This window comes from Actinomycetospora atypica (genome assembly GCF_042653685.1).
GTDB classification, from domain to species: Bacteria; Actinomycetota; Actinomycetes; order Mycobacteriales; family Pseudonocardiaceae; genus Actinomycetospora; species Actinomycetospora atypica.
This window is the reverse complement of record NZ_JBHSIV010000035.1, coordinates 40,460-54,578: the sequence shown is the minus strand read 5'-3', so window position 1 is coordinate 54,578 and position 14,119 is coordinate 40,460. Positions and strand designations below refer to the sequence as shown.

11 protein-coding genes are annotated in these 14,119 nt (G+C 76.9%); 9 read left to right on the top strand and 2 right to left on the bottom strand.

Annotation, left to right across the window (positions count from 1 at the left end; translation table 11 throughout):
• Positions 1–927, bottom strand: a 927-nt coding sequence (gene eccD / locus ACFPBZ_RS24370) for a type VII secretion integral membrane protein EccD (protein WP_378038706.1), incomplete at its 3' end; no start/stop codon positions are given.
• A 157-nt stretch (positions 928–1,084) separates the two neighbouring features.
• On the opposite strand from eccD, the gene eccCa reads away from it, so the two are divergent.
• From eccCa to ACFPBZ_RS24330, 8 genes are all read left to right on the top strand, one after another.
• Positions 1,085–5,083 (top strand): type VII secretion protein EccCa, encoded by a 3,999-nt coding sequence (gene eccCa, locus ACFPBZ_RS24365; protein WP_378038705.1) that lies wholly within the window; start codon positions 1,085–1,087, stop codon positions 5,081–5,083.
• On the top strand, positions 5,080–6,966 hold the full coding sequence (locus tag ACFPBZ_RS24360) for a type VII secretion-associated protein (RefSeq protein WP_378038704.1): 1,887 nt from the start codon (positions 5,080–5,082) through the stop codon (positions 6,964–6,966). Before eccCa ends, ACFPBZ_RS24360 begins: the two co-directional genes overlap by 4 nt.
• A gap of 113 nt (positions 6,967–7,079) precedes the next feature.
• Positions 7,080–7,391: a WXG100 family type VII secretion target gene (locus tag ACFPBZ_RS24355; protein WP_378038703.1), complete on the top strand. Its 312-nt coding sequence runs from the start codon at positions 7,080–7,082 to the stop codon at positions 7,389–7,391.
• A gap of 15 nt (positions 7,392–7,406) precedes the next feature.
• A complete protein-coding gene (locus tag ACFPBZ_RS24350; protein ID WP_378038702.1) occupies positions 7,407–7,691 on the top strand; it encodes a WXG100 family type VII secretion target in 285 nt (94 codons plus the stop codon).
• Between the two features lie 173 nt (positions 7,692–7,864).
• Positions 7,865–8,308, top strand: a complete 444-nt coding sequence (rplM, locus tag ACFPBZ_RS24345; RefSeq protein WP_378038701.1) for a 50S ribosomal protein L13 — start codon at positions 7,865–7,867, stop codon at positions 8,306–8,308.
• Positions 8,305–8,892, top strand: a complete 588-nt coding sequence (gene rpsI, locus ACFPBZ_RS24340) for a 30S ribosomal protein S9 (RefSeq protein ID WP_378038700.1) — start codon at positions 8,305–8,307, stop codon at positions 8,890–8,892. The genes rplM and rpsI overlap by 4 nt, the downstream gene beginning before the upstream one ends.
• A complete protein-coding gene (gene glmM / locus ACFPBZ_RS24335) occupies positions 8,892–10,247 on the top strand; it encodes a phosphoglucosamine mutase (RefSeq protein WP_378038699.1) in 1,356 nt (451 codons plus the stop codon). The genes rpsI and glmM overlap by 1 nt, the downstream gene beginning before the upstream one ends.
• A gap of 114 nt (positions 10,248–10,361) precedes the next feature.
• Entirely contained in the window at positions 10,362–11,213 is an 852-nt protein-coding gene (locus ACFPBZ_RS24330) for a WXG100 family type VII secretion target (RefSeq protein ID WP_378038698.1), read from the top strand.
• 10 nt (positions 11,214–11,223) lie between these two features.
• On the opposite strand, the gene ACFPBZ_RS24325 is transcribed toward ACFPBZ_RS24330, so the two are convergent.
• Positions 11,224–12,099: a dienelactone hydrolase family protein gene (locus ACFPBZ_RS24325; protein ID WP_378038697.1), complete on the bottom strand. Its 876-nt coding sequence runs from the start codon at positions 12,097–12,099 to the stop codon at positions 11,224–11,226.
• A 94-nt stretch (positions 12,100–12,193) separates the two neighbouring features.
• Between ACFPBZ_RS24325 and glmS the strand changes: the two genes are divergently transcribed.
• The gene (gene glmS / locus ACFPBZ_RS24320; RefSeq protein ID WP_378038696.1) at positions 12,194–14,062 is read left to right on the top strand and encodes a glutamine--fructose-6-phosphate transaminase (isomerizing); all 1,869 of its coding nucleotides are present in this window, start codon (positions 12,194–12,196) and stop codon (positions 14,060–14,062) included.
• Positions 14,063–14,119 lie beyond the last annotated feature (57 nt).

The window sequence follows — 14,119 nt, the reverse complement described above, 5'->3', positions numbered from 1 at the left end:
GGTCGCCACGGCGCCGACGAGCGTGCCGAGGGCCGCGGCCGTGGCGAGGCCGGTGCCCACCGCGAGGGCGACCCGGTCGGTGCGCGACGCGGCGAGCAGCGTCGCCCCGGAGGTCACCAGGGCCAGCGCGCTCGCGAGCAGCAGGTGCGGACCGTCGGCGCCCGCGAGCAGCGGGACGCCGGGTGCCCCCGGGACGGCCGCGAGCCCGCCCACCGCGGCCGCGCCGGTGGCGAGGGCGACGAGGACGGCGGCGGGACCCGGCCGACGGGCCAGACGCGGGGCGAGGGCCGCCAGCACCGCGGCGAGAACGGCGACGACCGCCGCGGCCCCGGCGGTCACCAGGCCGCCGGCGGTTCCGGGCCCGCGCCCGGCGGCGAGCAGGGCGCCGAGCATCCCGACGCCCGCGGTCACCGCCGCGACGAGCCCGGTCCGGTGGGCCCACCCGGCGTCCCACGGCCGGTAGCTCGCCGGCGTGGACTCGGCGACGGCGTCGACCACGTCGTCGTAGAGCGGGGCGGGCGCCGCGTCGTCCCGGCGGCGCAGCACCAGCTGGTCGCCGTCGAGGACGCCCAGCCCGTCGAGGGTGCGACGGGGGTCGACCGGGGCCTGCCCGAGGGGCGCGAGGGTCCAGCCGGTGCCGACCGCGCGGTCGGCGCTGCGGACCGGGGCGTGCTCGCCGTAGGCGGTGGTGGGTGCGGGCGGCGCGTCGGCGCCGGTGAGCTCGACGAGGACGGGCAGGAGCTCGGCGACGGGCACGTCGCCGGGCAGGGCGAGGTCGGCCCGCGTGCCGGGCGCCAGGACCGAGACCCGGGTGACCGGGGAGGTCTCGTCGGCGGGGGCCGGCAGGGCCGGGACCACCGGCCCGGACGGCCGCGCCGCCGGCCACGTGGCCGGCGCGGGGCCGGCCACCACGCGCCCGTTGCTCACCGCGTCCCCTCCCGCTCGTCGTCGCCGACCTGCGCGGATCGTGCCCCGATCGGGTGATCGGCTCCTTAGTATGGCCAGCACGCCGGGCCGGGGTACGGCGAACAGGGAGATCCGGGCGGGCCGGATCCGCCGAGGGGCGAGGGGGACGGGGGAGGGCGTGGGTACGCAGGTCGTCCGCCGCGGGCCGCGCGAGGCCGCCCCGCCGATGCCGGGCGGCGAGCTGGCGCTCGAGGCGCCGCCGGAGGAACCGCGCTCCGCACCGACGGGGCTGCTGCCACGCCTGCTGCCGCTGGTCATGGTGCTGGCCTCGGTGGGCTTCGTCGTGGTCCTCGGCGTCGACAACCCCACCTCCTGGCTCTTCGGCGGCATGATCGCGCTGTCCACCCTCGGGATGGTCGCGGGCGGCTTCTCCCGCGGCGGGGCGCAGCGCCGGGCCGAGGCCGACGCCGAGCGGGCGGACTACCTGCGCTACCTCGCGCAGGTCCGGCGCCGGGTCCGCGGCGTCGCGGTCGAGCAGCGCGCGAGCCTGGAGTGGACGCACCCCGATCCCGACGCCCTCGTCGGGCTGGCCCGAGGCCCCCGCACCTGGGAGCGCCGCCCCGGCGACCCCGACTTCGCGCACGTCCGCGTCGGGCGCGGCGCCCAGCGCCTCGCCACCGCGCTGGTGCCGCCGCAGACCGGCCCGGTGACCGACCTCGAGCCGGTCACCACCGCCGCGCTGCGCCGGTTCGTGCGGGCGCACTCGGTGGTCGAGGCCCTCCCCACCGCGGTGTCGCTGCGGGCCTTCGCCGCAATCGCGGTCACCGGGCCCGACGCGAGCCCCGCCGGGGTGGAGCGGCGCCGGGCCCTGGCGCGGGCGATGGTCGCGCAGCTGGTCACGCTGCACGGGCCGGAGGACCTGCTGCTCGCGGTCGTCGCCGGGGGCGAGGCCCGCACCGCCTGGGAGTGGGTCAAGTGGCTGCCGCACGTCGCGCACCCCCGGCTGCACGACGGCGCCGGCCCCGTCCGGATGCTCGCCCCGTCGATCGCGACGGTGGAGACGTGGCTGGCCCCCGAGCTCGCCGACCGGCCGCGGTTCACCCGCGGCGCCGCACCGCCGGTGGGCGCGCCGCACGTCGTCGTCGTGTGCGACGGCGCGCGGCCCGACGAGGACGGCGACGGCGACCACGTGCTCGTCGAGGACGGGCTCGCGGGCGTCACGCTGATCGACCTCGACGGCGGGCTCGACCCGCTGACGGGCCGGCGGGGCCTGCGCCTGGTCGTGGCGCCCGACCCGGCCGGGGGACCCGACCGCGTGGGCGCGGCCTCCGACGCGGGCGTCGAGTGGTTCGGCCGCCCCGACGCGCTGCGCGAGGCCGAGGCGGAGGCCCTCGCCCGTCGCCTCGCGCCGTGCCGCACCCCCGGCACCGCCCGCGAAGGCCCCGGCCCGACGACGCCCGGACTGCTCGAGCTGCTCGGCGTCCCGGGCACCCCCGACACCTTCGACGTCGCCGCCGCGTGGCGGTCCCGACCCGCGCGGGAGCGGCTGCGGGTGCCGTTCGGGGTCGGGGAGGACGGCGAGCCGGTGGAGCTCGACCTCAAGGAGGCCGCCCAGGAGGGGATGGGCCCGCACGGGCTCTGCGTCGGCGCCACGGGCTCGGGCAAGTCCGAGCTGCTGCGGACCCTCGTCCTGGGTCTGATCACCACGCACTCGTCCGCGGCACTCAACCTCGTCCTGGTCGACTTCAAGGGCGGCGCCACCTTCGCGGGGCTCGCCGACGCCCCGCACGTGGCCGCGGTGATCACCAACCTCGCCGACGACCTCGCGCTCGTCGACCGGATGCAGGACGCCCTCGCGGGCGAGATGACGCGTCGTCAGGAACTGCTGCGCGCCGCGGGGAACCTCGCCTCCGTCGCCGACTACGAGCGGGCCCGCGAGCGCGGGGCCGACCTCACGCCGCTCCCGGCGCTGTTCGTCGTGGTCGACGAGTTCTCCGAGCTGCTGCACCAGAAGCCCGACCTCGCGGACCTGTTCACCGCGATCGGTCGGCTCGGGCGCTCCCTGCAGATCCACCTGCTGCTGGCCTCGCAGCGCCTCGACGAGGGCCGTCTGCGCGGCCTCGACTCGCACCTGTCCTACCGGATCGGGCTGCGGACCTTCTCCGCCGCCGACTCCCGCGCGGTCCTCGGCGTCCCCGACGCCGCGGCGCTGCCCTCGGTGCCCGGCACCGGCTACCTGCGCTCGGACACCTCGACGATGGTGCGGTTCACCGCGGGCTACGTCTCGGGGCCGTCGCGCCGCCTCGACCGGGTGGCCGCGCGGGTCCGGGCGTCCCGACGACGAGCGGTGCCGCTGCCGTTCCACGGCGGCTGGGTCGACCCGCCCGCGGGCGACGAGCCCCCGGCCGCCGTCGAGCCCGACCGCGAGGACGCGCCCGAGGTCCCGAGCGTGCTCGACGTCGTCGTCGACCGGCTGCGCGAGGCGGGGCCGCCCGCGCACGAGGTGTGGCTGCCGCCGCTGGAGGGCCCGGTGGCCCTCGCCGACCTGCTCCCGCCGCTGCGGGCCGACCCCGCCCGCGGGTGGACCGCGCCCGGCTTCCCCGCCGACGGCACGCTGCGGGTGCCGCTCGGGCTGGTCGACCGGCCCTACGAGCAGCGGCGCGAGCTGCTGTGGGCCGACCTGTCCGGGGCGGCCGGGCACGTCGTGGTCGCGGGCGGGCCCCGGGCGGGCACCTCGACGGCGCTGCGGACCCTCGTGGTGGCGGCCGCCCTCACCCACACCCCGGCCGAGCTGGCCTTCCACGTCGTCGACCTCGGGGGCGGCACCCTCGGCGGCCTGGCGCGGCTCCCGCACGTCGGCACGGTCGCCGGGCGGGGCGACACCGACCTGGTGCGCCGCGTGGTGGGCGAGGTGGCGGCCCTGGCGACGGCCCGCGAGCGGTGGTTCCGCGAGCACGGCGTCACCTCGATCGCCGACCTGCGGGCGCGGCGGGCGCGCGGGGAGGAGCTGCCCGACGCCGCCTCCGACGTCGTCCTCGTGATCGACGGCTGGCACGCCTTCCGGGCCGACCACGAGGCGCTGGAGTCGGCGGTGGTCACCCTCGCCACCACCGGGCTCTCCTACGGCGTGCACGTGGCCATCGGGGTGAACCGGTGGGCCGAGCTGCGGCCCGCCCTGTCCGACGCCCTCGGCACGCGCATCGAGCTGCGCCTCGGCGACGCCGGCGAGTCCGAGGTCGACCGCCGGCTCGCCGCGACCGTTCCCGCCGACCGGCCCGGCCGCGGCCTGTCGCCCGACCGCCACCACGTCCTCGTCGCGCTGCCCGACGACGGGCTCGTCGACGCCGTCGCCGCCGCCTGGACCGGGCCGGCCGTCCCGGCCGTGGAGCTGCTGCCCGAGCGGGTCGAGGTCGCCGCACTGCCCGGCCCCGACGTCGGCGAGCGCCACCTGCTGCCCGTCGGGATCGACGAGGAGCGGCTCGCACCGGTCGTCCTCGACGTCGCCGCCGACCCGCACCTCGTCGTCTACGCCGACGGCGAGTCGGGCAAGACGTCGCTGCTGCGGCTGCTGGCCCACCAGGTGGTCACCCGCTACACGCCCGCCCAGGCCCGGCTGATCGTCGTCGACCCCCGGCGCGGGCTGCTCGGCGCGATCGAGTCCGAGCACCTCATCAGCTACACCTCCACCACCGAGGCCACGGCGTCGGCGATGACCGACCTCGTCGCGTCCCTGCACCGTCGCCTCCCCGGGCCCGACGTCACCCCCGAGCAGCTCCGGTCCCGCTCGTGGTGGACCGGGCCGGAGGTGTTCGTCCTGGTCGACGACTACGACCTGGTCGCGGGCGCGGCCGGCAACCCGCTCCTCGCCCTCGTCGACCTGCTCGCGCAGGCCAAGGACGTGGGCCTGCACCTCGTCGTCGCGCGCCGGGCGGGCGGCTCCGCCCGGGCGATGTTCGAGCCGGTCCTCGCGCGGCTGCGCGAGCTCGCCACCCCCGGCCTGGTGGGCCACGGCAGCCGGGACGAGGGCCCGCTCGTCGGCACCGCCCGCCCCGGCCCGCGCCCGCCGGGCCGGGCGGTCCTGGTCACCCGCCGCCGGCCCGGCACGCTCGTCCAGCTCGCGTGGCACGACCCGGGGACGACGATCCGGCCGCGTCCCGACGACGGGGTGGGCACGTGAGCGCGCGCCTCGCGGTCGACGTCGGCGACTCCGGGGTCGCGGGCGCCGTCGACCCCGGGGCGGGCGCCGAGGTGACCGAGCTGGCCCTCGACCTGGCCGCCGTGTTCGCCCCGTCCGACGGCGGCGGGCTCGTGACGGGCACCGAGGCCCGCCGGCGCGCCGCCGCCGACCCGGCCCGCTTCGAGGCGTCGCCGCGACGTCACGTGGACGAGGGCACCCTGCTGCTCGGCACCCGCGTCGTCGGCGTCGTGGAGGCCCTCGGCGCGGTGCTGGCCGCGGCCGTCGACCGGGCCCGCCCCGCGCTGCGCGGCGTGCGCCCCGACCTGCTCGTCCTCACCCATCCCGCGTCGTGGGGGAGCACCCGGCGCGGGCTCCTGCACCGGGCCGGAGCCGGGCTGGCCGGCGGGCTCGAGCTGGTGCCCGAGCCGGTCGCCGCCGCGGCCCACGCGCACTGGATGGCCCCGGGGCCCGCCGGCGGGGCGGTCGCGGTGCTCGACGTGGGGGCGCGGTCGGCGTCCGCGGCGGTCGTCGAGGCGGGGACGGTGCTCGCCGCGCGGTCGTCGTCGCGCTTCGGGGGCGACCACGCCGACGAGCTCCTGCTCGCCCATCTCCTCGCGGCCCTGCCCGGGTCCGCGCCCGGCGCCGACCGGCTGCGGGCGGTGGCGGCGGGCGCCGAGCTGCCCGAGCGCCGGCACCGGCAGGTGCTCCTCGACGACGTCCGCGACGCCCGCGAGCGGCTCTCCGACGCCGAGCAGGCCGAGATCCCGCTGCCCGGGGCCGCGGGGACGGCGTGGTGCTCGCGCGGCGAGCTCGAGGACCTCCTGCGCGAGCCCTGCGAGGACCTGGTCGACCTGCTCGCCCGGACCGTCGAGGACGCCGGGCTCGACCCGGGGAGCCTGCACGGCGTCCGCGTGGTCGGCGGCCTGGCGCGCACGCCGCTGCTGAGCACGCTCGTGCACCGCGAGCTCGGCGTCCCGCCCGTGGTGCCGCCGGAGCCGCGCACGGTGGTCGCCCGGGGGGCGCTGCTGGCGGTGGCGGGCCGGCCGGCGGCTCCCCGGTCCGCCGTCCCGACGACCGCCTCGGGGGCCGTCCCGTCGAGCACGTTCCCGCCGGCCCTCCCGACGACCGCGGCCCGGGCCGCGCCCGAGGGCCCCGGTGCGGGGTCGTCGCCGGAGCGGCCGGGCGCGCGCCCCGGCCGGGTGGCTCCGGTGCCGTCCGGCGTGGTGCCAGTTCGAGCCGACCCGGACGGGCCCACGGTGCGGATCGCGCACTCCCTCGTCCCGGCCCGGCGCGCCCCCGACGACGAGACCCCGGCGGGCGCTGCGGGGTGGTCGCCGCGGCGGCGGGCGGCACTCGTCGCGGCCGCGACCGTCGCGGTCGTCGTCGTGATCCTCGCCGTCGCGGGGCTGCGGACCGGGGGCGACGGCGCGACGGCCGGGGCGACCCCGCCGACCGTCGTCTCGGCGTTCGACCACGCCTACGAGCTCCCCGCCGGCTGGACCCCCGACGGCACCGACGCCGCGAGCCGGCGCAGCCGTGTCCGGCCCGTCGACCAGCCGAGCGGCCCGAACCTCATCGCCGTGCAGGAGAGCGCCCTGCCCTCGGCCGACCCGGCCGGGGCGCGCGCGCAGCTCCTCGCCGGGTTCGAGGCGGCCCGCGCCTCCGGGGGCGGGGTGTCCGACCTGCGGCCCGAGACCACCTTCGGCGGACGTGAGGTGGCCAGCTACCGCCAGGTGCCGGTCCCGGGCACCACGGTCGAATGGGTGGTGGTCTTCCTCGGCGCCACCCAGCTCTCGGTCGGCTGCCGGCACGACGACGTCTCGGGCGACGAGGTGCTCGCGGCGTGCGCGCGCGTGGTGTCGACGCTGCGCAGCCCGCCCTGAGCGGACCTCCGCGGGTTTCCCCGAAGCGCACCCACGGCGCTCGTCGGGATGTCACCGTCTCTTAGGACGGGATCGACGGGCCCCGAGGAGGGCCCCGGCGGGGAGGAGCAGACGTGACCGGGCAGTTCGGGACGCAGACCGGGACCATGCAGGGGGCCGGGCAGCACGTCCTCGACGTGCGGGACCAGATCGTCGCGCAGCTGGGACAGCTGCGGAGCCAGCTGGTGCCGCTCGAGTCGACCTGGCGCGGCGACGCGTCCACCGCGTTCACGGGCCTGATGGCCCGGTGGAACGACGACGCGAACCGCATCAACGCCGCCCTCGCCGCGATCGGCGAGTCGATCCAGGTCTCCGGGGTGAGCTACCGCGCGGCCGAGGACGAGGTCGCGGCGTCCACCTCGCAGATCACCCAGGCACTCTCGTAGGGACGGGACACCACCATGGACGAGATCCGCGTGACCTTCGGCGAGCTCTCCGCCGCCCAGCAGAACGTCACCGCCACCGCGACGCAGATCCAGGGCCGGCTCGACGACCTCAAGCGTCAGCTCGCGCCGCTGGTCGCGACCTGGACGGGTGCGGCGGCCGAGCAGTACCAGGCCCGCCAGCGCGAGATCGACACCGCGTGGGCCGACCTCGCGCAGGTGCTCGGGCTCATCGGCGGGCGGCTCGGCGCGGCCGAGCAGACCTACCGGGCGGTGGAGCACCGCAACGCCCTGCGGTACTGACGGGGGTGGTTGGCGGGAGCTCGGCGGCGTCCGCGTACCCTGGACCATCGTTGCGCGGTGAACGCCTGCCGCGAGGAGATGCACCGCGGATCCGGCCCCCGGGCCACGGCCGCAAGCGTGTGTCCCCTACAGACGTACCGCAGACCCTGTATGACCGTGACGAGGTAACTTCCGTGCGCACGTTCAGTCCGAAGCCCGGCGACATCGACCGCCGCTGGCACGTCATCGACGCCTCCGACGTCGTCCTGGGCCGTCTGGCGAGCCAGACCGCCCAGCTGCTGCGGGGCAAGCACAAGCCGACCTATGCGCCGCACATGGACATGGGTGACTTCGTGGTGATCGTGAACGCGGAGAAGGTCGCCCTCACCGGTGGCAAGCGGGACGACCGCTACGTCTACCACCACAGCGGCTACCCCGGTGGGCTCAAGAAGCGCACCGTGGGCGAGGAGCTCGAGCGCTTCCCGAGCCGTCTCGTGGAGAAGGCCATCAAGGGCATGCTGCCCAAGAACCGCCTGGGCCGGGCGATGGCGAGCAAGCTCAAGGTCTACGCCGGCCCCGAGCACCCGCACTCGGCCCAGCAGCCCGCACCGTACGAGATCCGACAGGTGAGCCAGTGACCACGCCCGACGAGCCCACTGCGGGCGAGACCGAGTACAACTCCGAGGCGCCGGAGGGCGGGCAGTCGCTCGCCGCGGCCGCGGACCTCTCGGCCGAGTCCTTCGACACCGACGCCGAGCCCGAGGGCGACGCGGGGTCCGACGAGCTGGGCGCCGAGGTCTTCGGCGACGCCCCGGCCCCCGTCTTCGCCTCGATCGACCGTCCGATCCAGACCGTCGGCCGTCGCAAGAAGGCCGTGGTCCGCATCCGTCTGGTGCCGGGCAACGGTAAGCTGACGATGAACGGCAAGGCGTTCGACGAGTACTTCCCGAACAAGGTGCACCAGCAGCTCATCCGTGAGCCCCTGGTCGACACCGAGCGCACCGAGCAGTTCGACATCTACGCGAACCTGCACGGCGGCGGGACCTCGGGGCAGGCCGGCGCGCTGCGCCTGGCGATCGCCCGGGCCCTCATCATCGTCGACCCGGAGGACCGCCCGGGTCTGAAGAAGTCCGGCTTCCTCACCCGTGACGCGCGGGCGACGGAGCGCAAGAAGTACGGCCTGAAGAAGGCCCGAAAGGCCCCTCAGTACTCGAAGCGCTGATGGGTCGCCTGTTCGGGACCGACGGCGTCCGCGGTCTCGCGAACGCCGAACTCTCCCCCGAGCTGGCGCTCACCGTCGCCTCCGCCGCCGCCCGTGTGCTCGTCGAGCACACGGGCGGTGGTGCGTCGGGGCGTCCGGTGGCGGTGGTGGGACGGGACCCGCGAGCGAGCGGGGAGATGCTGGAGGCCGCCGTCTGCGCCGGGCTGTCCGCGGCCGGCGCCGACGTGCTGCGCCTCGGGGTGCTGCCGACCCCTGCGGTCGCGCACCTCACGGCCGTGCTGGGCGCCGACCTCGGCGTCATGATCTCGGCCTCGCACAACGCGATGCCCGACAACGGCATCAAGTTGTTCGCCTCGGGCGGGCACAAGCTGCCCGACACCGTCGAGGACGAGATCGAGGCCCACGTCGGCCGGCCCGTGCAGGCACAGGAGCGTCCGACGGGCCGGGGGATCGGGCGGATCACCGAGGTGACCGACGCGCTCGACCGGTACCTCGACCACCTGCTGCTCGCCACGCCGCATCCCCTCGAGGGGCTGCACGTGGTGGTCGACTGCGCCCACGGCGCGGCCTCGCTGGCCGCCCCCCGCGCCTACGAGCGCGCCGGGGCCCGGGTGACCGCGCTGGCCGCGGACCCCGACGGCTGGAACATCAACGACGGCGTGGGCTCCACCCACCTCGACGGGCTGCGCAAGGCCGTCGTCGAGCACGGCGCCGACCTGGGGATCGCCCACGACGGCGACGCCGACCGCTGCCTCGCGGTGGCGGCCGACGGCACCGAGGTCGACGGCGACCAGATCCTCGCGCTCCTCGCGGTGGCGATGCACGACGAGGGCGAGCTCGCCCACGACACGCTCGTCGCCACCGTGATGAGCAACCTCGGCCTGCACCTCGCGATGGAGGCCGCCGGGATCACGGTCCGCACCACCGGGGTCGGCGACCGCTACGTGCTCGAGGAGCTGCGCTCGGGGGCGTTCTCGCTCGGCGGGGAGCAGTCGGGCCACGTGGTGCTGCCCTCGCACGCCACCACGGGCGACGGGCTGCTCACCGCGCTGCGCATCATGGCGCGGATGAGCACCACCGGACGCAGCCTCGCCGAGCTCGCCGGGATCGTGCAGCGGCTGCCCCAGGTGCTGCTCAACGTCCCGGTGGCCGACAAGGCCGCCGTGGGCGGCTCCACCGAGGTGGCCGACGCCGTCGCCGCCGAGGAGGAGGCCCTGGCCGGGCGCGGGCGGGTGCTGCTGCGTCCGTCGGGCACCGAGCAGCTCGTGCGCGTGATGGTCGAGGCGCCCACCGAGGACGCCGCCCGCGACGTCGCGGACCGTCTCGCGTCCCTCGTGGCGACCGTCCGGGCCTGACCCCGCGGCTCGACCGGGCGGGCGGCCCGTCGCGCGCAGGGAAGCAGCGACGATGCCGCCCGCTCCACCGGGGGTGGTGTGGCTCCGCCGCGGGGCGTGCGGGATTCTGGGCCGATGGCACGGCGAGACGGCGGGGACCGCGCGGCCCTGTCGGCCGTTCCCCCGCCCCGGCGGCTGGCCGACCTCGGCGCGGCGTCCTCCGACGTGGTCCTCGCCGCGGGCGACCGGGCGATCGCCGCTATCGCGGCGGTGCTGCCCGAACGGACCGCCGTCGCGGCGCGGGTCGGACTGCCGGCGCCGTCGGTCGACGCCGCCGACCTGCTCGCCCGCCACTGCGCGCAGCGCGGCATCCGCTTCGCGGCCCTCGCGGACGGCGCGGAGGACCTCCGCCGCGCTGCCGAGCGGCTGCGCGCCCGGCACCGCGCCCTGGCCGAGGAGGCCGGGGTGCTCTGGGAGCGGTGGTCGGGACCGTCGGCGGAGGAGGTCGCCGACCGGGTGGTGCTGCTGGGCCGGGCGACCCAGGAGGTCGTCACGATGCTCTCGGAGACCGCCGAGACGGTGGAGGCCGCGGGCCTCGCGGTCGCCGACGACGTCGCCGCCCGCGCCGCCGCCGCCCGCGCGCTCGGCGCCGCGGAGCCCGGGCCCGCCCCCGGTCCCGGGGCCGTGTCGGCGGCCGCCCGGTCGTGGGCCGCGACCCTCGACGCGGAGCTCCACCGCTACCTCGAGGTGGCCGACCGCACCGACCGCTCGATCGCCGCCACCTGGCAGGAGCTGGCGCAGCGGCTGGACGCGCTGCGGCGGCTCTCCGGCGCGGAGCCGGAGCCCATCGGGGCCGACCCGGCCGGGCTGCCGCCCGACCTGCTCGCCCTCCCGGAGATCCTCGCCGCCCTGGGCCCGTTGGGCCTCGACGACGAGCCCGACGGACCCGACGACCGGCCCGGGGACGAGGACGACGTCCGGGGCTGAGCCGCGGGCCTCAGACCGTCGACGTCTCGCGGAACACCCGGACGTCGGTGCCCTTGACGGCGCCGTCGACGATGTCGGCGTACTTCTTCTCGCCGGTCAGGTGGTGGAGCAGGAAGCCGGTGAGCAGGGCCTTCACCGTCGTCAGGACGCCGAGGTCGGCCTTGCCGTCGAGGACGAGGTCGCTCCAGTGCCGGCCCTCGACGACCCCGAGGTGCGAGGCCTTCTTGACGGTCCGCATCACCGACGGGCCCGCCCACGCCTGGGCGACGGGCTCGGTGCCGGCCGCGGGCGGGGAGACGAGGTCCTTGCCGAACGCGATGTGCATCCCGGGAACGTGCACGGCGCGGGAGGCGTCCTGCGCCGAGGGGCGGGACTCGGAGAGCGCGATCGTGGCGACGGCCTGGACGGCGACGTCGGTGCCCGACTCCCAGTACGGCTCGTCGATCGCCTGCACCCGGGTGTCGTGCGCGGGGGCGGCGGCGGCGAGGACGGCCGCGCCGGCGCCCATGCCGTGCCCGGCGAGCGCGAGGCGGCGCGGGTCGACGCTGACGGCCGCGCCCCGGGCGGTGCCGCCGAGGCGCACCGAGGAGACGACCTCGAGCGCGGTGGTCAGGTCGGCGGCGAGCCGGCGGTGCGAGGCCAGCGGGCTGCGCTCGGTGTCGGGCGCCGCCGCGACGATCCCCCAGGACGCCAGGTGGCGCAGCAGACCGTGGTAGCGGTGCGCGGGGTTCAGCCAGTCGTGCCCGAACGCGACGGCGGGCAGGAGCTCCCCGGAGGTGGGGGTGAAGACGACCCCGGGCAGGCCCACCAGGGCGAGTTCACCCCGCAACACCTCGTGCGGGCCCGGACGCCCGAGCTCGGCGACGATCTGCTTCGCGCTGGCCATGGCGCCGCACGGTAGTGCATCCGGGCCCCCGCGGGCCTGCCGAACACCCCCGGTCGGCGAGTGATCGACATCGACCCACCTATTCTCGGAGCCCGTGTGCGGCATCGTGGGGTACGTGGGCTGGCGCCCGGCACGCGACGTCCTGCTGGGCGGTCTGCGACGGCTGGAGTACCGCGGGTACGACTCGGCGGGGGTCGCGACGGTCACCCCCGACTCGACGTCGGTGGCGGTGCACCGCGCGGCCGGGCCGCTCGACAACCTCCTGGCCGTGGTCGCCGACGCCCCCGAGGACTCGGAGGACGTGGCGCGGACCGGGATGGGCCACACACGGTGGGCCACCCACGGCGCGCCCACCGACCGCAACGCCCATCCCCACCGCGACGCCGCCGGCCGGGTCGCCGTGATCCACAACGGCATCATCGAGAACTTCGCGGCGCTGCGCGGCGAGCTCGAGGACGCCGGCGTGGAGCTCGCCAGCGAGACCGACTCCGAGGTCGCGGCCCACCTGGTGGCCCGCGCCCTCGACGCCGAGCCCGCCCTGGGCCTCACCGCCGCGGTCCGGCAGGTCGTGAACCGCCTCGAGGGCGCGTTCACGCTCGTCTTCACCCACGCCGACCGTCCCGACGAGATCGTCGCGGCCCGGCGCTCGTCGCCGCTCGTGGTGGGCGTCGGCGACGGCGAGACGTTCGTGGCCTCCGACGTCGCGGCGTTCATCGACCACACCCGGGACGCCGTCGAGCTCGGCCAGGACCAGATCGTCACGCTGACCCGCGAGGGCGCCGTGGTCACCGACTTCCACGGCGACCTCGCGCCCACCCGTCCGTTCCACGTCGACTGGGACATCGCCGCCGCGGAGAAGGGCGGCCACGACTTCTTCATGCAGAAGGAGATCGAGGAGCAGCCCGCCGCGCTCGCCGACACCCTGCGCGGGCACCTGGTGGACGGCCGGATCGTGCTCGACGAGCAGCGCCTCTCCGACCAGGAGCTGCGCGACATCGACAAGGTGTTCGTCGTGGCCTGTGGCACCGCCTACCACGCGGGCCTGCTCGCGAAGTACGCGATCGAGCACTGGTGCCGCATCCCGGTGGAGGTCGAGGTCGCCAGCGAGTTCCGCTACCGCGACCCGGTGCTCGGCCGCTCGACGCTCGTCGTCGCGATCTCCCAGTCGGGCGAGACCGCCGACACCCTCGAGGCGGTCCGGCACGCCCGCGAGCAGAAGGCCCGCGTGCTGGCCATCTGCAACACCAACGGCGCGCAGATCCCCCGCGAGTCCGACGCCGTGCTCTACACGCACGCCGGGCCCGAGGTCGGAGTGGCCGCGACGAAGACGTTCACCAGCCAGGTCGTGGCCTGCTACCTCGTCGGGCTGGCGCTCGCCCAGACCCGCGGCACCAAGTACACCGACGAGGTCGAGCGCGAGTACGCCGCGCTCGTCGCGTCCGCCGAGGCGGTGAAGGAGGTGCTGGCCACGACGGTCGAGCCGACCCGGGCGCTGGCCCGCGAGCTCGCCGACTCCAAGGCCGTGCTCTTCCTCGGCCGCCACGTCGGCTACCCGGTGGCCCTGGAGGGCGCGCTGAAGCTCAAGGAGCTCGCCTACATGCACGCCGAGGGCTTCGCGGCGGGCGAGCTCAAGCACGGGCCGATCGCGCTGATCGAACAGGACCTGCCGGTCGTCGTCGTGATGCCCTCGCCGCGGGGCCGGGCGACGCTGCACGCCAAGCTGCTGTCCAACATCCGGGAGATCCAGGCCCGCGGCGCCCGGACGATCGTCATCGCCGAGCGCGGCGACGAGACGGTCCGCCCGTTCGCGAGCACCCTGATCGAGGTCCCGGTGGTGCCCACCCTCGTCCAGCCGCTGGTGGCCACCGTGCCGCTGCAGGTGTTCTCCGCCGAGGTCGCCCGGGCCCGGGGGTACGACGTCGACAAGCCGCGCAACCTCGCGAAGTCCGTCACCGTCGAGTAGGAGGTGCGCGAGCGCCCGTGAGCACTCATCCGCTCCAGGACGCGGAGAAGTGCTCAC